This window comes from Bacteroides sp. ET489, from assembly GCF_030518095.1.
Taxonomy (GTDB): Bacteria; Bacteroidota; Bacteroidia; order Bacteroidales; family Bacteroidaceae; genus Bacteroides; species Bacteroides ndongoniae.
Genome location: NZ_JAULLJ010000001.1, coordinates 34,811 through 54,465, shown reverse-complemented (window position 1 = coordinate 54,465; position 19,655 = coordinate 34,811). Strand labels below are relative to the sequence as shown.

General features: G+C 49.1%; 11 protein-coding genes. 9 read left to right on the top strand and 2 right to left on the bottom strand.

Translation table 11 applies throughout. The features are described 5' to 3' along the window. Positions 1-176: 176 nt before the first annotated feature. The 6 genes from Q3C19_RS00210 (at position 177) to Q3C19_RS00185 (ending at position 9,407) form a co-directional block, all read left to right on the top strand. Positions 177-2,504 (top strand): transglycosylase domain-containing protein, encoded by a 2,328-nt coding sequence (locus Q3C19_RS00210; RefSeq protein ID WP_302726332.1) that lies wholly within the window; start codon positions 177-179, stop codon positions 2,502-2,504. 95 nt (positions 2,505-2,599) lie between these two features. Then, a complete protein-coding gene (locus Q3C19_RS00205; protein ID WP_302726714.1) occupies positions 2,600-2,968 on the top strand; it encodes a 2-amino-4-hydroxy-6-hydroxymethyldihydropteridine diphosphokinase in 369 nt (122 codons plus the stop codon). A gap of 433 nt (positions 2,969-3,401) precedes the next feature. Beyond that, on the top strand, positions 3,402-4,154 hold the full coding sequence (gene kdsB / locus Q3C19_RS00200) for a 3-deoxy-manno-octulosonate cytidylyltransferase (protein WP_302726330.1): 753 nt from the start codon (positions 3,402-3,404) through the stop codon (positions 4,152-4,154). Further along, complete coding sequence (locus Q3C19_RS00195) at positions 4,148-5,437, top strand: pitrilysin family protein (protein ID WP_302726328.1); 1,290 nt, start codon at positions 4,148-4,150, stop codon at positions 5,435-5,437. Before kdsB ends, Q3C19_RS00195 begins: the two co-directional genes overlap by 7 nt. Positions 5,438-5,577: 140 nt before the next feature. Beyond that, a complete protein-coding gene (locus Q3C19_RS00190; RefSeq protein ID WP_302726326.1) occupies positions 5,578-6,741 on the top strand; it encodes a phosphatidylinositol-4-phosphate 5-kinase in 1,164 nt (387 codons plus the stop codon). 134 nt (positions 6,742-6,875) lie between these two features. After that, positions 6,876-9,407, top strand: coding sequence for an alpha-L-arabinofuranosidase C-terminal domain-containing protein (locus Q3C19_RS00185; RefSeq protein ID WP_302726324.1), 2,532 nt, complete (start codon positions 6,876-6,878; stop codon positions 9,405-9,407). A gap of 109 nt (positions 9,408-9,516) precedes the next feature. Here Q3C19_RS00185 and Q3C19_RS00180 read toward each other — a convergent pair whose 3' ends face one another. Continuing rightward, a complete protein-coding gene (locus tag Q3C19_RS00180; RefSeq protein ID WP_302726322.1) occupies positions 9,517-11,433 on the bottom strand; it encodes a heparinase II/III family protein in 1,917 nt (638 codons plus the stop codon). Between the two features lie 198 nt (positions 11,434-11,631). Beyond that, on the bottom strand, positions 11,632-12,570 hold the full coding sequence (locus Q3C19_RS00175) for a ribose-phosphate pyrophosphokinase (protein ID WP_022161738.1): 939 nt from the start codon (positions 12,568-12,570) through the stop codon (positions 11,632-11,634). A gap of 251 nt (positions 12,571-12,821) precedes the next feature. Here Q3C19_RS00175 and Q3C19_RS00170 point away from each other — a divergent pair, with 251 nt between their 5' ends. The 3 genes from Q3C19_RS00170 (at position 12,822) to Q3C19_RS00160 (ending at position 19,577) form a co-directional block, all read left to right on the top strand. After that, entirely contained in the window at positions 12,822-17,198 is a 4,377-nt protein-coding gene (locus tag Q3C19_RS00170; protein ID WP_302726320.1) for a DUF5113 domain-containing protein, read from the top strand. A gap of 180 nt (positions 17,199-17,378) precedes the next feature. Then, on the top strand, positions 17,379-18,107 hold the full coding sequence (locus Q3C19_RS00165; RefSeq protein WP_302726712.1) for a DUF5932 domain-containing protein: 729 nt from the start codon (positions 17,379-17,381) through the stop codon (positions 18,105-18,107). A gap of 15 nt (positions 18,108-18,122) precedes the next feature. Next, a complete protein-coding gene (locus Q3C19_RS00160; protein WP_205410654.1) occupies positions 18,123-19,577 on the top strand; it encodes an AbgT family transporter in 1,455 nt (484 codons plus the stop codon). Positions 19,578-19,655 lie beyond the last annotated feature (78 nt).

Sequence of the window (19,655 nt, the reverse complement as noted above, 5' to 3'; positions counted from 1 at the left end):
TTTATTTTCTCCATATTATTGCGTAACTTTGTCCCATTGAGTTGGTGAGTTTGTGAGTTGGTGAGTTTTTGAGTTTTTAAGTTGAAGTAATACAGTGATTTAAAAATCCGCAAACTCACAAACTAAAAAACTAAAGGACTAAATATTGGTGTTTATTGGAAAGATTGTAATCCGTCATGATAAGGAAAATCGTAAAAATTCTCTGGATATTGCTGGCATTGGGCATAATGGCTTGTGCCGCTGTGTTTTTCGCCATTGCCAAGGGCTGGATAGGATATATGCCTCCGGTGGAAGACCTGGAAAATCCGAACTATAAATTTGCCACCGAAGTGCTGTCGGAGGACGGGGTGGTATTGGGTACTTACTCGTACAGCAAGGAGAACCGTGTGTACGTGGGGTATCAGGACTTGTCGCCACACATCATCAACGCGCTGATTGCGACCGAGGACGTGCGCTTTGCCGAACACTCGGGAATTGATGCCAAAGCGCTGTTTCGCGCGATATTGAAGCGTGGTGTGCTGATGCAGAAGAATGCGGGTGGCGGAAGTACGATTACGCAACAGCTGTCGAAACAGCTTTATTCGCCCAGCGCGGACAACGTGATGGAGCGTCTGTTCCAGAAACCGATAGAGTGGGTGATCGCTGTGAAACTGGAACGTTACTACACGAAAGAGGAAATCCTGACGATGTATCTGAACAAGTTTGACTTCCTGAACAATGCGGTGGGTGTGAAAACGGCTGCTTATACGTACTTCGGGTGTGAACCTAAAAACCTGAAAATAGAAGAGGCGGCTACGCTGGTGGGTATGTGCAAGAACCCGTCGCTGTATAACCCGGTGCGGTATAACGAACGGACACGCGGACGCCGGAATGTGGTACTGGACCAGATGCGCAAGGCGGGATACATCACGCAGGAAGAATGTGACTCGCTGCAGGCATTGCCTCTGAAGCTGACGTATCACCGGGTGGACCATAACGAGGGATTGGCTACTTATTTCCGGGAATATCTGCGTGGTGTACTGAATGCCAAGAAGCCGGTGCGTTCGGAATATCGCGGCTGGCAGATGCAGAAGTATTACGAGGATTCGCTGGACTGGGAAAACAATCCGCTTTTCGGCTGGTGTGAGAAGAACCGGAAGAAAGACGGATCGAAATACAACCTCTATACGGACGGTCTGAAGATTTATACCACCATCGACTCGCGTATGCAGAAGTATGCGGAAGAGGCGGTGACGGAACATCTGAAAGAGTTGCAGTATTACTTCTTCAAGGAGAAGAAGGGACAGAAGACGGCTCCTTATACGCGGGAACTGACTCAGGAGCAGGTAAACTCTATTCTGGACAGAGCCATGAAGCAGTCGGACCGCTACCGGAAGATGAAAGAGGGGGGCGCGTCGGAAAAGGAAATCAGAGCGGCTTTTGACAGACCGGAAGAGATGACCGTCTTCAGCTGGGAAGGGGAAAAGGATACGGTGATGACGCCGATGGACTCGATACGCTATTACAAATTCTTCCTGAGAGCCGGATTCATGTCGATGGATCCGAGAAACGGACATGTGAAGGCGTATGTGGGCGGACCGAACCATCACTACTTCAAGTATGACATGGGCATGGTGGGACGCAGACAGATCGGATCGACCATGAAGCCTTATGTGTATGCGCTGGCTATGGAGAACGGATTCTCGCCCTGCGACCAGATGAGACACGTAGAGTTCCACGGGTTTGACGAGAACGGAACACCGTGGTCGCCGAGAAATGCCAACAACAAACGATATGGCGAGATGGTGACCCTGAAATGGGGACTTGCCAACTCGGACAACTGGATTACCGCCAACCTGATGAGCAAGCTGAATCCGTACGAACTGAAGAGACTGGTGCACAGCTTCGGCGTACGCAACAGGGAAATTGTGCCTTCGATTGCACTTTGCCTGGGTCCGTGCGAAATCTCGGTGGGCGAGATGGTGAGTGCTTATACGGCGTTCCCGAACAGAGGTATCCGCGTGGCACCGCTCTTTGTGACCCGCATCGAGGATAATGAAGGCAACGTGCTGGCTACCTTTGCGCCGGAAATGCAGGAGGTGATCAGTGTGTCGAGTGCTTACAAGATGCTGGTGATGCTGCGTGCCGTGATCAATGAAGGTACGGGCGGACGGGTACGCCGCTTGGGCGTGAAAGCCGATATGGGTGGTAAGACGGGTACGACGAACAACAACTCGGACGGATGGTTCATGGGATTCACGCCGTCGCTGGTTTCGGGTTGCTGGGTAGGCGGTGAGGACCGTGACATCCACTTCGACCGCATGTTCTACGGACAGGGTGCTTCGATGGCATTGCCTATCTGGGCCAAATATATGGTGAAGGTGTATGCCGACAAGACGTTGGGATATGACGAAACGGAGACATTCCAACTGCCGGAAGGTTATGATCCCTGCAAGGATTCGGAGGCGACGGACAGCACTGTAACGGACGAACCGATACAGGGACTGGATGACTTGTTTAATTGATGAATCCGGTTTCGGAAGTCTTCGCGTTTTTCCGTGTAGTCCGTGCCTGAATGAAAAGGAATATGTCAGTTGCTTTTAAATGATACGTGGCAGCCTTGGTTTATACGATTTGCATAGGGAGTAATGAGCAGCGAAGGGACAATCTGGCCTTGGCACGCAGGCGGCTGAAAGAACTGTTTCCGGACATCTGCTTTGCGGAAGAGGAGGAGACGAAACCGCTGTGCTGCAAGCGGACGGCGCCTTTTGCCAATCAGGTGGCACGTTTCCGGTCGGACTGTCCGGCAGAGGAGGTGAATGCCTTGCTGAAGGCGATAGAGCGGGAGGCGGGACGGAAACCGGAAGAAAAGGCTCGGGAGATCATCCGGCTGGATATAGACTTGCTGGCATGCGATAAGACAGTCTTCAAACCGGAAGATATGCAAAGGGAATATGTGCGAAGAGGGCTGTCGCAACTGGAGCGTTGAGCGACGATACGAAATAAAATGGGAATGATGATAAATGGTTAATGATTAATGATTAATGATAAATGGTTAATGATTAATGGTAAATGATTAATGGTAAATGGTTAATGGTTAGTGTTATTCTTCATTCTTCATTCTTCATTAAATTCCTTCCCACTTCATAGTTGACGAGTAAACAAGTTGACGAGTTGACAAGGCGTTTGTGGCGAACTGTTCCAAACGGCACTCTGTCAATGAGGGCATTCCGGCCTTGTGGACTTGTTGACTGAAGCCTTGTCAACTGACAAGTTGAGTATTTCGAAACTTGTAGGAATTAAAGGAGTTAAAAGCCAATAGAAAAGCAAACAGCTCACAATGTATCGGCTTAACTCCTTAACTTCTTAATTCCTTAACTACCAGCAAAATGTTAACTGCGAGACTTAAATATTTTTTGTTTATGAAGTTTTTAGGAATTATACCGGCGCGTTATGCGTCGACACGTTTTCCGGCCAAGCCATTGGCAATGCTGGGTGGGAAAACCGTTATACAGCGTGTTTACGAACAGGTAGCAGGTGTATTGGATGACGCCTGGGTGGCTACGGATGACGAACGGATTGAAGCTGTGGTAAAGGCTTTTGGCGGCAAGGTAGTGATGACTTCGGTCAACCATAAGAGTGGCACCGACCGTTGCTTCGAAGCCTATACCAAGATAGGCGGAGACTTTGACGTGGTAGTGAACATTCAGGGTGACGAACCGTTCATCCAGCCTTCGCAACTGGAAACGGTGAAAGCCTGTTTTGACGATCCGAAGACGCAGATTGCTACATTGGTAAAGCCCTTTACGGTGGAAGACGGCTGGGAGGCACTGGAGAATGTCAATTCGCCGAAAGTGGTACTTGGAAAGAATATGAATGCGTTGTACTTCAGCCGTTCGATTATACCTTATCAGCGGAATGCGGAGAAGAAGGACTGGCTGAAGAATCATGTCTACTACAAACATATCGGCCTGTATGCCTACCGGGCAGAAGTGCTGAAAGAGATTACGGCTTTGCCGCAGTCGCTGCTGGAAGTGGCCGAGTCGCTGGAACAGCTTCGGTGGCTGGAAAACGGCTATACCATCAAGGCGGGTATTACGAATGTGGAAACAATAGGTATTGATACGCCACAGGATCTGGAAAGGGCGGAAGAGTTCTTGAAGAAACAATGCTGAACAGAAACGTACAACCTCCGATATGCCGTCCGGAACACTTGAACATTCAGGAACCGGTATGCAGAATAATGCCCAACGGCGTAGAACTGAATGTGCTGGATGCCGGTGACAACGAAGTGATACGCATTGACGTGATGGTGGCAGGAGGACTGTGGCGACAGACACAGCCTTTGCAGGCGCTGTTTACCAACAGGATGCTGCGTGAAGGAACGAAGCGGATGACAACGGCCGAAATAGCAGAAAAGCTGGACTATTACGGCGCGTGGCTGGAGCTGTCGAATGGCATGGAGTATTCTTATGTAACCCTTTATTCGCTGAACAAATATCTGCCGCAGACCCTGGAGGTGATGGAGGCAATCATCAAAGAGCCTGCGTTTCCGGAAAAGGAACTGGGTATTGTGGTGGAAAACAACTTGCGCCAGTTTCTGGTGAATATGTCGAAAGTGGACTTCCTGGCTCACCGCTCGCTGATGAAAGCAGTGCTGGGCACACGCGACGTGCTGGGACAGGTGGTGGAGGAAGAGGACTACCGCCATATTTCGCCGGAGGTGCTGCGTGCTTTCTATAACCGCTATTATCATTCGCGCAACTGTACGATATACTTGTCGGGCAAAGTGACGGATGAGTGCCTGGACAGAATAGAACAGGTTTTCGGCAGCGCACCTTTCGGAGAAGGATTTGTGGTGCCGGAGAAAAAGTTTTTTGCACCGGAAAGCTGTGAAGGGAAACGCTTTTTCACGGAACGGACAGACGCTTTGCAGAGTGCCGTGCGGATGGGAATGCTTACGCTGGAACACAAACATCCGGACTTCTTGAAGACCAGGGTACTGGTGACGCTGTTGGGCGGATATTTCGGAAGCAGACTGATGTCGAATATCCGGGAGGAAAAGGGATATACATACAACATTTCGGCATACACTGTGCCGTATCCGGGATGTGGCATGCTGGTGATCAGTGCCGAAACTGCCAATGAGACGGTAGAACCTCTGATACAGGAAGTATATCACGAGATTGACCGGCTGCAGAACGAGCTGGTGGCGGAAGAAGAACTGACGATGGTGAAGAACTATATGCTGGGAGAAATGTGCCGCAGCTACGAATCGGCATTCTCGCTGGCCGACGCATGGATATATGCCCGGGTGGCAGGTATGGAGAACGATTATTACAGCCGGATGCTGGAGGAGACAAAGGAGGTGACACCGGCAGAAATTCGCGAACTGGCCCGGAAATACTTGTGCAAAGAGAATTTAAAAGAAGTGGTTGTGGGCAAAAAAAAATCATAAAACCGAAAGACACTGCCCTGCTTTGAAAGATAAATTGTATCTTTGTCCGAGATAGAAGCGCGCCTGCAGGTTGCGTAAGCAGGCAAATGACGCACGGCATACTGAGCCGGCCATAATATAAACTAATATAGAATTTGTCAATGAAATATTTGTATACAGCATTGTTCCTGCTATGTCTGTCGCAAGGAACGGTATGGGCACAGGAAAAAGAAAGTTTCTTCGATAAGATAAAAAATACCTTCTCCTCGGAAATCAGAATCGGTACTTATACGTTTAAGGACGGATCGGTATATACGGGCGAAATGAAAGGCCGGAAACCGAACGGAAGAGGAAAGACCGTGTTCAAGAACGGGGATGTCTATGAAGGGGAATACGTAAAAGGGAAACGGGAAGGATATGGTGTCTATGTATTTCCGGACGGAGAAAAGTATGAAGGACAATGGTATCAGGACCAGCAGCACGGAAAGGGAATCTACTATTTTATGAACAATAACCGTTACGACGGTATGTGGTACCAGGATTACCAGCACGGAAAGGGTACGATGTATTACTATACCGGCGATGTGTACGAAGGTGACTGGGTGAACGACAAACGGGAAGGTCAGGGAACATATACCTGGAAGAACGGTTCGAAATACACCGGTTCGTGGAAGAATGACAAGAAAGACGGTGAAGGCACTTTTGTGTGGAACGACGGCAGCAAATACGAAGGACAGTGGAAAAACGATGTCCGTCAGGGAACGGGAACATTCGAATATACCAACGGAGACAAATACGTAGGTGACTGGTCGGAAGACATGCAGGACGGAAAAGGTATTTACTTCTTCCATACCGGTGACAGATACGAAGGTACCTATGTAGAAGGTGAACGTACGGGATCGGGCATTTACTATTACGCCAACGGTAACAAGTACGTGGGCAACTTTAAAAACGGTATGCAGGACGGACAGGGAACATTTACCTGGGCCAACGGAGCCGTGTACGAAGGGGAATGGAAAAACAACGAACGAAACGGACGCGGTACATACAAGTGGAACGTGGGTGACTCGTACGAGGGCGAATGGAAAAACAATAAATTCGACGGACAGGGAACGCTGATTCAGACCGACGGAACGGTGTATAAAGGCGGTTTCGTGAACGGACTGGAGGAAGGAAGCGGAGTACAGACAGACAAGAACGGTGTACGCTTTGAAGGCTTCTTCAAACAGGGAAAAAAGGACGGTCCCTTTGTGGAAACGGACAAGGACGGAAAGATAATCCGGAAAGGTACTTACTCAATGGGAAGACTGGAGGCTCAGAAATAAAGGAGCCTCCTATGAAAAACACGTTGCCGCAAATGCCGATTTGCGGATATGCGACGACATCTACTGAACAGATATATAGCTGAAAACACACATCTATTATTTATATCTATCACAAACAACTTAAATTATTTATCATGAAAAAGCAATTTCTGTATGCTGCGGTTCTGGCCCTTGGCATTTCATCGTGCCAGTCGCCTGATCCGCAAATGGTGCTTGAAGTAGACATGAACACCCGGGGAGCGGATGTGCCGGCTTCCATGTACGGTATCTTTTTTGAAGAGATCAACCATGCCGGAGACGGTGGACTCTATGGCGAAATGCTGATGAACCGCAGTTTTGAAGAACGGGTTATTCCAGAAGGTTACAAGGTAGAAAACAATGAACTGGTGTCACCGACCCTGATCCATCATTCGAACGGACAGACTACGTCCGGACGGTACCGGTGGGGAAGCGATCCTTATCCGGGATGGGAATTGAGTGTGGGCGAAGCCGCCCGTGCCGAAATGGGGCTGACGACAGAGCAGCCGAACTTTGCTGCTGCTCCCAATTCGATGAAGGTGAACGTCTCGGAGAAAGGAAACGGAGTGGCCCTGATAAACAAAGGATACTGGGGACTGGCTTTGCAGAAAGACGCAACTTACCGGTTGCGCATGTTCATGCGCAGCAACAGCGATGCGAAAGAGATGACGGTACGTCTGCTGGGACCGGCCGACAAAGAGCTGGGTAAGACTGTACTGACACTGAAGAACGACAACAAATGGCAGGAATACAAAGCCGAAATACAGGCTATGGATACAACTACTGCCGGCCGGTTGGCCATCGAACTGCCGGAGAATGGCGTGTACTACTTTGACTATGTCTCACTGTTCCCGAAAGACACCTATAAAGGTCGGGAGAACGGCATGCGTAAGGATGTGGCAGAAGTGATAGAAGGGCTGAAGCCTGCCTTTATACGCTGGCCGGGCGGCTGCATCGTAGAAGGCATCACGCTGAACAATCGCGTGCAGTGGAAAAAGACGTTGGGCGATCCGGCAGCACGTCCGGGTGAGTATGATACATGGGGGTATCATAACAGCTATGGTTTCGGTTACAAGGAATTCCTGGATTTCTGTGAGGATGTAGGAGCCAAAGGCATGTATGTGTGCAATGTCGGACTGGCCTGTCAATACCGTTCGGGAGAAGCCTGCTCGGACAAGGAGGCTGAGGGCTATCTACAGGATGCATTGGATGCCATTGAGTATGCGATAGGTGGTACGGACACCGAATGGGGAGCCCTGCGTGCCAAGGAAGGGCATCCGGAACCATATCCGCTGGCTTATGTAGAAATAGGTAACGAGAACTGGGGAAGCCTGTATGACAGCCGTTTCAACATGTTCTACGATGCCATAAAGGCCAAATATCCGGAGCTGACACTGATCTCGAATCACGGACTGGGTGGTCTGGGCCAGGCTCGTAAGACCGATATGATAGACCCGCACTGGTATGTGGCTCCTGACTTTTTCTTCAACAACACGCATATCTTCGACAATCATGAGCGTGGAAAATATAAGGTGTATGTGGGAGAATATGCCTGCAACCAGGGTGTAGGTGGCGGTAACATGCTGGCAGCACTGAGCGAAGCTGCCTTTATCACGGGCATGGAACGGAACAGCGACCTGGTGACCATGGCTTCGTATGCTCCGTTGTTCGAGAACAAGAACGACCGCTGCTGGGCTACCAATCTGATCTGGATAAGCAACAGTCAGGTAGTGGGACGTTCGTCGTACTATGTACAGAAGATGTTTGCCGATAATAAACCTACATATAATCTGCCGACCAAGTCGGAACTGTTGTGGGAAGTGACCGAACCGATGATCCGTGAAAAAGGATATGTAGGTTTTGGTAGCTGGAGCACGCAGGTACAGTTCCGTAATCTTTCTGTGACTGACAGTACCGGTGTGAAAACCGAAGCTGATATGAACGACGCTTCTCAATGGACAGTAGTAAGCGGAGAATGGAAAGCTGAACAGGGTGTATATGCACAGAGCAGCAATGAAACACGCACGGCCCTGTTCTGGAACAAGGCAAAGGCCGGAGCCGGTGATGTGATAGAGTTTGAAGTAAACAAACTGTCGGGCGATGAAGGATTCTTTGCTTACTTCGGCATGAAAGAACCGAATCTGAAAGACGGCTATATGCTGAACGCCGGCGGATGGGGCAATACTTCGACTGCCATCGAAACTGTGAAGAACAATGGTAGCAGTGTACTGTCGGACAAGGTGAACGATAAGGTGGAAAATGATAAGTGGTATCAGGTGAAGATTGTGCTGAAGGAAATGGGGGCCGACTACTATGTAGACGGTAAACTGATGCTGGCACATGTCAACAAGCCGGTGAACCGCAAGTTCCACGTAGCCGGATACGACGAACAGGCCGGTGAGGTGATTGTAAAGGTAGTCAATGCTTCGGAAACTCCTTGCGTAACCCGCATCGATCTGAAAGGCGGTGAGGTAGCTTCGAAAGGACGTGTCATCACATTGAGCAGTACTTCGCTTGAAGAGGAAAACAGCTTTGAAGAACCGTTGAAGATCTCGCCGGTTGAGACAGAGTATAACGGCTTCTCGTCATCGTTCGTATACGAGTTCAAGCCTAATTCATTCACAATACTCCGGATGAAGAAAAAATAAATATGTGCTGTAGGCGCTATACAGAATAATAAAGAGGGTGTGCAATTAAGGAAATGAATTCTTTATTTTGCACACCCTTTTTTATCTGTATCGGAGATGATAGTTGGCTTTACATCTTTTCAAGGTAGACTTGGGCCTTTCCCTGAAGTGCCGGATGGGTAATTGTCAGTCTGATGCGGTATAACTGTTCTACATTCCAGTTGTTGAGGAGTTGTTTGTCCGTCAGAGGAATGGTTTCGATGGATGGTTGCAGAAGGCCGCTGTCGAACTTCATCTTCAGTGTAAAGTCTTTGTTTTTCAGTAACAGATAGCCATCTTTGATTTCCGGTGTACACACCGTCATAAAGTTCAGAATCTGTTCTCCGTTCCGGTTGTTCAGTTTCCACTGGTCGGCAATGGTAAACCGGTGTCCGCGCTTCAGGGTATACGAACGGATCCATTGGGCGACTCCGGTTTCTTCCGGATAAGCGGCTGCAATGTCGGCACTGAATGAAACTGTTTTGCCACGATCCGTAAACCGGACGTTACGGGCATGATATTTCTTCCCGGCATGCTGGTCTGTGCCATTGATAGTCGGAAGGTTGTGATAGCCGGACTGCATGGTCCAGATGGTATAGCGTTCGCTGCTGAAAGTCTTTTTAGTGTATACGCCTACTCCTACATCGATCAGAACAGGTTTTCCGTTATAGTACAGCATGAAGCTGCCGACATCGTTGTGATTGTGAGAAACACCGTTGTTGCTGCCATGGGCTGCAAAACAGAATCCTTCGTCGGAACGGTGCGAATCACGAGCTACGGCAAGCTGTCCGTCTTCGAAATAGAAGGAGGTTTCCTCAATGGAAGCACTGTCTCCTTCCAGTATTTCCCGGGCATCCAGTACGTCGTCGAGCAGACGGGCAAACAAACTGCCGGTATGCAATTTGTCTTTCCATCCGTTGCGGCGGGCAAAGTCGGAAGCAAAGCCCATCAGCTGGCGGTCACCTATCTTTTTACCATACAGATAGACAGCACCCGGACTGACGAAACACTTGGCGGCTGCATCCGAGAAATTCACAAAATACTGGTTGTGGATGTTGGCCCGGCGGATGTAGCGTCCTATGTTCTTGATTTTTTCGTTAGAGAAGATATTGACGTGCCCGTCCGTAGCCCGGTCTAGCAGGTCGAGAAATTTAATCAGATTGGCACCGGCATGTCCGAAATACGAAGGTCCTTCTTCGCAAGTGCCATCCGGATGCTGGACATCGATATAGCGGTCGACAGAACGCATCAGCTGATAAACGTAGGTTGCCTTTTGGGCTGTATCTTTCTCCAGCAGCAGGACTGCCTGCAGCACATTATAATTGATCCAGATGTTCCAGTTGTTTACTTCCTGAGGGGTAAATCCCATCCACCAATAATCTGTACGCGCAAAATAAGGGTCAATCAATCGCTGGTAAACAGTATTCCTGATTCGTTTGGCAATCAGTGGGCTGACTTTATCCAGTTCGTCGTGGAAGAAGTAATAAATCCATGACATCTGTGCACCAATATCCGCCACAACCAGTTCGACGGTCGGCTCGTCCGGATCGGGAAGTCCGGACTGGTCCTTTTGAAAATAAGCATGGGCAGAGTGTACCCAGGAAACTTCGCACAGGAACCAGGTTCCATTGATGATGGCATCCATGAAGCGCCCTTTTCCTTCCACCAGTTCTGCCAGTACCAGTGTATTGAGCGTCGTCTGATTTTTGCGTCCTGTCAGAATCTCGCCACGGCGTTTGTATGCCAGATAGTCGGTTGCCAAATCTGGCTTCCATTCATATGCCAGTGCTTTTTCGCCGGCTTTTATGATATTTTCCCGTATTTCAGCAGGTATTCGGGTGGTCCATGCCGAACGGTCGGTGTAGGCAGGATAGGTGACCCACTTTTCTGTAGGCTGTAACACTTCCTGAAGTTGTTGGGGAGTAATGCTATTCTCCAGCAACCGATCTTGTGCGGTGATGGAGCAAAGAAAGCATAAACATCCGATGAATAAGATGATTCGTTTCATAATATCAGTCAGTTTAAAACGTTATTTGAAATTACAGTTCTGTATGGTCTTGTCTGAAGTTGTAGGCTGGTACGAGGCAGAAAACAGAAAGCCGGAGAATCCGTCCTAAGCATCGGCTAGGAGATTCCTCGACTTTCGATAGATCTATTTCAAACGGAGGCAAAGGTTCTGACTCCGCTTACGTTTGTTGTTTTATCCTTAAATAAGGTATTGCGAACTGATAGATTCGTTGTTTACCACGCGTTTGATGGTTTCGGCAAACATATCGGCAATGCTCAGCTGCTTAACCTTGGCGCATTTCTTGGAATAAGGAATACTGTCGGTAAATACCATTTCGGTCAGACCGGACTCCTGAATGCGGAAAGAAGCAGGATCGGACATGACACAGTGACTGGCGATGGCACGTACAGACTTGGCACCTGCATCCAGCATGATGTTGGCAGCCTTGGTGATAGTTCCGGCTGTGTCTACGATATCGTCGATCAGAACCACATTCTTATCCTTTACGTCACCAATAATCTGCATAGATGCTACTACGTTGGCTTTTTCGCGTGTCTTGTTGCACAGTACCAGAGGCACACCCAGGTATTTGGAGAAAGTGCTGGCACGTTTGGAACCGCCCACGTCGGGAGTAGCAATAACCAGATTTTCCAATTTCAGCGACTCGATGTAGGGGAGGAACACAGCCGAAGCATAAAGGTGATCCACCGGAATGTCGAAGAAACCTTGTATCTGGTCGGCATGGAGGTCCATTGTGATCAGACGGTCGATACCTGCAACCGAAAGCAGATCGGCTACTAACTTGGCGCCGATAGATACACGGGGCTTATCCTTTCTGTCCTGACGTGCCCAGCCGAAGTAAGGGATAACGGCTACAATGCTTTTGGCCGACGCACGTTTGGCTGCGTCAATCATCAGCAGGAGTTCCATCAGGTTGTCGGAATTGGGGAAGGTTGACTGAACCAGAAATACGTGTGAACCACGGATCGATTCTTCATAGGAAACGGCAAACTCGCCATCGGCAAAATGGGTGATGTTCATGTTTCCAAGAGGACAACCAAGGCTTGCGCAGATTTTCTCTGCCAGGTATCTGGAGTTTGTTCCAGAGAATACCATAAAGGGTGCTTTTTCGCTCATTTCTATAATAATAGATTTACCTATTTGTTAATTTACCTGCAAAGGTATGAAATTCTCCCTACATAACCCAAGAGTTATTGTATAAAATCTGCTCAAAGTATAAAGAAAACTCCGGGCTGTATCGGCAACTGTTGTTTTTCCAGTTTTCAAGAAGCTGTAAATTAGTTACTGTGGGCATCAGATAAGGAAAATATTTCATAAATTCTTCATTCATCATTCTTCATTCTTCATTTAATTTGTAGATTTGCTTTATGAAACCTATTTCTGCCATAAGGCTTGTTGCGTTGCTTTGCGCCAGTGTAGCAGTGGGGGCGTGTGTCGGTACTGCGCCCAGCAAGGAACTTAGACTGATTGATTCGCTCAACCAGCAGGCTTATGCTTTCCGCTATAAAAACATCGATTCTTCGTGTCATGCAGCCATGCAGGCTTATAAGTCGGTCAATCTGTATCGTGCCGGTGAAGCCGAAGCCTGCAATAATCTGGGCTTTTGTGCCTTTATGAGGATGGATTTTGAAGAAGCCGAAAGATACTTCCGGAAAGTCTACAGCCTGACCAAAAACGAACTGGAGCTGCTGATTGCCGACATCGGATTTATGAAGATTTACCAACGTACGGCTCTTAACAAGGAGTTTTACGATTATCGCAACAGTGCGTTGCGGCGTATGAGGCGCATTGGCGAAGACAACAATCTGTTTGTCGACCGCCACGAACGGGCCAGACTGGAATATGCCCGTTCCGAATTTTATATTGTGTCGGCCGTCTATTACTACTACTTGCAACAGCGTTCCGAAGCGCTGGACAATATAGGACAGTTGAAGGAGGCAGAATTGGCTTCCGATACCAGCCAACTGCTCTATTACTATTATATAAAAGGTGCAGCTTCGCTGTGCGAAGCCGATACCCTCGATTCACAGCGATTGCTGGAATTTGATGCTCTGTATAAAACGTGGCGGATCGCCTCGCGGAAAGGTTATGTTTATTTTGAAGGCAACGGCATACAGGGACTGGTCAACCTGATGGCTTCTCCCACCGATTACGAGCTTTTCAAGTTACGTCGGGGGCATGCCTTGAAGCAGTTTGGATATCCGGTAGACAGCTTGCTGCCTTTACGGCTCGGACAGTTGGCCTTGCAGAAGTTCCGCCAGTATAACGACTTGTATCAGATTGCAGGTGCTTATGTATCCATCGGGAAATACCTGAATGCGCATGGCCGTTATACCGAGGCGTTGGATACTTTGAAAATGGCGTTGGAGTGTGTCAACCGGCATCATCGGTTGTTCTACAACTGTCACGACAGTCTGGACTGGATGAAAGCGGCCGATTATCGCGACAATACCTATGCCGAACATGCCTGGATGGAACAAAAGTTACGGACTGTGCCCGAATGGATTTCGCGAATACGGGAACAGCTGAGTGTATCGTATTCAGGACTGGGCATGAAAGAGTATTCCGACTACAACCGGAACATTTATCTGGATATTCTGGAAAATACCCGTCAGGACAAAGAATTGGAAAGCCGTTATCAGGCGTTGGCAACGGAATCGCGTCAGCTCAATCTGATACTGGTAAGTGTCATTCTGGGCTTGGTCGGAGTAGTGATATTCTTCTGGTTCTTCAACAGTAATTCGAAAAGGAGGAACAAACAGCACCTGTATCGGCTGCGACAGATGCTGGACATCTGCCAGAAAATAACGGCAGCCATTCCGGCCGATGCGCAAACCGAACAGGATATTATCGATGCCATCCTGAATGCCGTACGTCCGCAAATGGAAAGTTTATTCGGTGTGACGGAAATCGGCATTGAGAACGGACAGTTTGTGTTGTCCGGCCGGGTGGGGAAAGACGAACAAGCCATGCTCCGGGTCATCAACCCGTATGTGCAATGGGCGTTGGATAACGGTATGACGACTATCTCGTTGGGCGACGAATGCCGCAGGCTGGAGAAGCAGCGCTACATTTACGAGCAACACATTGCAGGCAACAAGCGGCAGAATCTGGTGAAGAAAGCCTGCCTTGCCATTGTCAACGGTATTCATCCTTATATCGACCGCATCATCAACGAAGTGCACAAGATTGTCCGCAACGGATCGGAGATGGACCGCCGTGTCAGAAGAGAAAAATACGAATACCTGGACGAACTGGTTACCGCCATCAACGAGTACAATGATATTCTGGCTCTGTGGATCAAGATGCGTCAGGGAACGTTGAGCCTGAACATCGAGAACTTTGCACTGGACGACTTGTTTCAACTGATACGCAAAGGAACCCGCGCTTTCGAAATGAAACAGCTGACGCTGGAAGTAGAGCCTACTACCACCTGGGTAAAGGCCGACAAGGCACTGACCCTCTTCATGATCAATACGCTGGCCGAGAATGCCCGCAAATATACACCTGCAGGAGGCTTCGTCAGGGTGTATGCCCGTCAGGAAGCGGACTATGTGGAAATCTCGGTAGAAGACAACGGGTGCGGATTATCGTCAGAAGACGTGGCTCACATCGTCGGAGAGAAAGTATACGATTCGAAGAACATCGGCATGGACCTGGCCACCGATCGCGAAGCATTGCAGAAAAACAAAGGAAGCGGTTTCGGCTTGATGAACTGCCGGGGCATTATTGAAAAATATAAAAAGACAAACGAACTTTTCCGTGTCTGCCTGTTTTCGGTAGACAGTACGCCGGGAAAGGGCAGCCGCTTCTACTTCCGCCTGCCGGTAGGCGTACGCAAGGTGCTGGTAATGCTGGCAGTGCTGTTGGGAGGTACCTTCGGACTTTCGTCCTGCGGAAAGGGAGCAGAGATGCAAACGTCAGAATCTCCTGTCTCGGATTCGCTGGAACAGGTGGCTCTGTACGACTACGAGTTGTTGCTCGACTCCGCTTCCAACTATGCCGATGCGGCTTATTACTGCAACGTAGACGGCCAATACGAATGGGCTTTGCAGTACATTGACTCGGCAATGCTGTGTCTGAACAAGCATTACCGGATGTATGCGCCCGATGCAAGACGTACCATGACGCTGGAGGGCAGTGGAGAACCAGCCGAACTGGACTGGTGGAACGAGTTGTTCAATTCGGACTATCATGTGATTCTTGATATCCGCAATGAAGCGGCCGTGGCGTTTCTGGCTCTGAAACAATGGGATGCTTACCGTTATAACAACGACGCCTATACCATCCTGTACAAGCTGTTGGGCGAGGACCAGTCGCTGGAAGACTATTGCCGGCAGCTGGAACGTTCGACCAACAATAAAATGGTAGGAATCTGGCTGGCCGTCATGCTGGTTATCGCTTTGCTGGCCGGATATTATGTGCTATATTTCCGCAAACGTCTGGTCAACCGTTGGGATCTGGAGCAGGTTCTCGAAATCAATCAGGCTGTTTTTGCCGCTTCCAACAGCGATGCGGTACGTAAGAATCCCGACAGGCTGGACGAAGTCCCCCGTCAGATAGTGAACGAAGCCTTTGATGCCATCAACGAGTTGCTGTGTATCGACCGTCTCAGCATGGCTGTCTACGACGAGTCTTCACATCAGTTGGAGTATGTCTCCTGTCCGGGCGATGTGTATATGGCAGATGCAACCGAAAGTCAGGACAAAGACGCCGTGATGGCGGCCCAGCAGCGCAGAACCGCTTTGATGCGTAGCTGTTACGAAGAGAAAAGTTACCAGTCGCAATCCGGCATTCAGGTTTTCCCCTTGACCATCGAGACTGCTGGGAGCAACCGTTGTATTGGTGCCCTGTGCATTGAGCGGAGCGAAGGTAGCGAACAAAGTGCCGACCGTTTGCTGCTGGAGCTCATAACCCGCTACGTAGCCATCGTCGTTTTCAATGCTGTTGTGAAACTGGCTGTAAAATACCGGGACATCGAACTGGCACAGGATGAAGCGCGGCGTGCCTCGTGGGAAGACAGTATGCTGCATGTACAGAATATGGTGTTGGACAATTGTCTTTCTACCATCAAGCACGAAACAATTTATTACCCCAGCAAAATCAAGCAGCTGATAGGTAAACTCCGCACCGGAGAGCTGTCGGCAAAGGAAGAAGAAGAGACCGTGACAGCCATTGCCGAACTGATAGATTATTACAAGGGTATCTTCAGCATCCTCAGCCAGTGTGCGTCGCGTCAGCTGGAAGAGGTTACTTTCCGGCGTTCGGCCGTAAAGGTTGCCGACCTGATGACTGCTGCGGAGAAATACTTCCGCAAAGCACGCAAGAACCGGAATCCGGATATCACTTTCCACATCCAGCCTTTCGACGGCTGTGTGTTGGGCGATGTTAATCAGCTACAGTTCTTGCTCGAAAACCTGATAGACGAAGCACTGTCCAATCCTCAGTCGGGCGAGATACGATTGGAAGCGGCCGAAGACGATCGTTTCATACGTTTCTTCTTTGTAGATACCCGACGCGACAGAACTCAGGAAGAACTGAACAGACTGTTCTATCCCAGTCTGGAGCGTATGTCGGCTGTGGAGCAGGGCAGACTGAAAGGAACAGAATATCTGATATGCAAGCAGATTATCCGCGATCACGACGAGTTTGCCGGGCTGCGTGGATGTCGCATCAATGCGCAGGTGAATACCGAAGAAAGAGGCTTCACGGTATACTTCACCATTCCGAGGACAGGACAATAAGTGAGGCTAAAAATTCTCTTAAGAACTCTGCTGTACTCGAAATGAAAAAGTCCTTAAGCCTTTCTTCAGATTGGATTAAATCAATATCTTTGTGTTGTTCGATTCAGAATGTGAAAAGGAATTTTTACAACCAAGAATGCATTTTATTGAAGTAACAAACTGATTATAACATAGAATATCATACCAAACATGAAATTTAAAGTTATCATTGTAGAAGATGTCAAGCTGGAACTGAAGGGGACGGAAGAGATTTTTCGTCACGAGATTCCCGATGCGGAAGTCATCGGTACGGCTATGACCGAACAGGAATTCTGGGCACTGATGCAGGTGCAAGTCCCCGATCTGGTTTTGCTGGATCTGGGACTGGGCGGCTCTACAACCATCGGGGTGGAGATATGCTGCAACATATTCAAGCGTTACCCCGGCGTGCATGTGCTTATATTTACAGGCGAGATACTGAACGAGAAACTGTGGGTCGATGTGCTCGATGCCGGTGCCGACGGCATCATTCTGAAGACAGGCGAACTGCTGACCCGAACCGATGTTCAGGCAGTGATGGATGGTAAGAAACTGGTGTTCAACTATCCCATTCTGGAAAAGATTGTGGAACGTTTCAAACGTTCGGTCATCAACGACACCAAACGTCAGGAAGCCATCATTAACTACGACATCGACGAGTACGACGAACGTTTCCTCCGCCATCTTGCCCTAGGTTATACGAAGGAAATGATAGCCAATCTGAAAGGAATGCCCTTCGGCGTGAAGTCGCTGGAGAAACGGCAGAACGATCTGGTAGGGCGTCTGTTCCCCTCCGGCGAACGGGTAGGGGTGAACGCTACCCGGCTTGTGGTACGTGCTTTGGAACTGCGTATTCTTGATATAGACAATCTGGAACCGGACGACGAATAGGAAAGCATGCCGATGATGAGAGCCAAATGGAGAATGCCGCATCCGGCCACCATGTTTCTGATACTGACGATGGCGGTTGTGTTTCTGTCGTGGATATTCAATGTCTACGACCTGAGTGTGATCCATCCCGAAACCGGGAAAGAAATATACGTGCAGAGCCTGTTGAGTCCGGAAGGAATCCGCTGGTGGCTGCGACATGTTGTAACCAACTTCACCGGTTTTGCACCTTTGGGCATGGTGATGATAGCCATGTTCGGAATAGGCGTGGCACAACATTCCGGTTTCATTGATGCCTGTATCCGTCTTGTGGCACGCAGAGGAACGCATTCGGGACTTATCATAACCAGTGTCATCGTATTGGGAATTCTTTCCAATGTAGTAGGGGATGCCGGCTATATCATTCTGCTGCCCATTGCCGCTGCCCTGTTTCATTCGGCCGGTCTGCATCCGGTAGGCGGCATCATTACGGCTTATGTCTCTGTGGCATGTGGCTACAGTGCCAATGTGGTGATGAGTACCCTCGACCCGTTGTTGGCGGCCACTACACAAGAAGCTGCCGACCAGGCTTTTGTCTCGTCGGGGCAGATGGGTCCTTTATGTAATTATTACTTTTTTGCCGCATCGGTCTTCCTGCTCGTCCCTGTCATTTATGCCATTACACGACACCACCTGCTTCCACTGCTGGGTACGTATGCGGGCGAGATCCGATTTGGCGGTTATAAGCAACTGTCGCGCAAGGAACGGCGTGCCATGCAGATTGCTCTGCTAGCATGCCTGTCGTATGTATTGCTCATATTGGGTGCCACTTTCTCATCCTGGGGTATTCTGCGTGGAGTAAACGGCAGTCTGATGCGTTCTCCCTTTATCATGGGCATTCTGTTTTTGCTGTCGTTCGGCATCGGTCTTACGGGTATGGTGTTTGGCTTTGTCTCCGGTCGTTATCGTTCCGACGGTGATGTGATCGAGGGGCTGACGTATCCGATGAAGCTTTTGGGCGTTTATTTTGTCATCGCTTTTTTTGCCTCGCAGATGTTCGCCTGCCTCGAATATTCCCAACTGGACAAATGTGTTGCCATTATGGGTGCCGATATGCTTGCTTCCCTACGTATGGACAGCATGTGGATTCTGATTCTGTTCATTCTGTTTGTTGCGGTAGTCAATCTGTTCATGGTGTCTGCCACAGCCAAATGGGCTTTTATGGCATTTATTTTTGTTCCGGTATTGTCACGGATGGGTATTTCACCCGAAACGGCGCAGTGTGCCTTCCGCATTGGCGATAGCGCTACCAATGCCATTACCCCCTTCATGTTCTACATGCCGTTGGTGCTGACGTACATGCAACAGTATGACCGGAAATCCACTTACGGTTCTCTGCTGAAGTATACCTGGCGTTATTCCGTATGTATCCTGTTTGCTTGGATCCTGTTGTTCATTCTTTGGCATTTGGTCGGTTTGCCGTTAGGACTCTGACAGGCTTTTTCTGTCGGTTGATGAAAATACCTTTTGGGGAAAGCTAAAGAGGCACTTTAGCAAACTAACTATGGACAT